This window comes from Alistipes sp. (assembly GCF_048465635.1).
Taxonomy (GTDB): domain Bacteria; phylum Bacteroidota; class Bacteroidia; order Bacteroidales; family Rikenellaceae; genus Alistipes.
The window spans coordinates 1-1,159 of record NZ_DBFWLF010000006.1; the positions used below are offsets into that span (position 1 = coordinate 1).

Genomic DNA, 1,159 nt, shown 5'->3' on the forward strand with positions numbered 1-1,159 from the left:
TGCTCCGACCGCTTGTAGGCAGACGGGTTCAGGGTCTATTTCACTCCTCTGTTCGAGGTTCTTTTCACCTTTCCCTCACGGTACTGGTTCACTATCGGTCTCTCGGGAGTATTTAGCCTTGCGGGATGGGCCCCGCTGATTCACACAGAATTTCTCGTGCTCCGCGCTACTCAGGATACTGCTAGGCTTTACAAGAGAGTCATGTACGGGATTGTCACCCTCTTCGATCGTTCTTTCCAAAACGTTCCATTTCTCTTGCTTCTTGCCACGTCGCAGTCCTACAACCCCGTAGATGCCGAAACATCTACGGTTTGGGCTATGCCGCGTTCGCTCGCCACTACTTGCGGTATCACTTTTGTTTTCTTCTCCTGTGGGTACTTAGATGTTTCAGTTCCCCACGTTTGCCTCCCTATTCAGGGATGACAGGCCTTCAACCTGTCGGGTTGCCCCATTCGGACATCTTGGGATCAAGGGTTATTTGCACCTACCCCAAGCTTTTCGCAGCTTATCACGTCCTTCTTCGCCTCCGAGAGCCTAGGCATCCACCGTCTGCCCTTACTTACTTTCTTTTTCTCGCGACACTTCTTACCGCTCTTTCGAGGGAGGTAATACGCGTCCCGGGTTGATATATTTTCAGTTTGCTCTACTTCTTACTTTCTTGATTTGTCCATCATGTCAAAGATCTTGTTTTCCTTACTTTACTAATCCCCCAAAAGGGAGCCGGCAAGGAATTTGTGGAGAATAACGGATTCGAACCGTTGACCCTCTGCTTGCAAAGCAGATGCTCTAGCCAGCTGAGCTAATCCCCCGTCTATTAGGTAAGATTTTCATCCTTAGTAGTCCCAGGCAGAGTTGAACTGCCGACCTCTACATTATCAGTGTAGCGCTCTAACCAACTGAGCTATAGGACTGTCAACTTTTTTTGATTTGCCTGGGGAAATTACATCCTCAGCGTCATCTTTCTCTTTTCTTTTATAAAGATCATATCTAATACATATTCAACGCATAGTACAAGGAATCAATACCTAAACCAAGACCACAAAGAGATCCCTCGCTCCAGAAAGGAGGTGTTCCAGCCGCACCTTCCGGTACGGCTACCTTGTTACGACTTAGCCCCAGTCACCAGTTTTACCCTAGGCCGATCCTTTGACGGTTACGG

General features: G+C 48.3%; 2 tRNA genes and 2 rRNA genes. All 4 read right to left on the reverse strand.

What is annotated here, in order from left to right:
• A 23S ribosomal RNA gene (locus ACMO9O_RS02975) occupies positions 1 to 569 on the reverse strand; the annotation flags it as partial.
• A 166-nt stretch (positions 570 to 735) separates the two neighbouring features.
• Positions 736 to 809 (reverse strand) — tRNA-Ala (locus tag ACMO9O_RS02980).
• Positions 810 to 837: 28 nt separating this feature from the next.
• Positions 838 to 911 (reverse strand) — tRNA-Ile (locus tag ACMO9O_RS02985).
• Positions 912 to 1,060: 149 nt separating this feature from the next.
• A 16S ribosomal RNA gene (locus ACMO9O_RS02990) occupies positions 1,061 to 1,159 on the reverse strand; the annotation flags it as partial.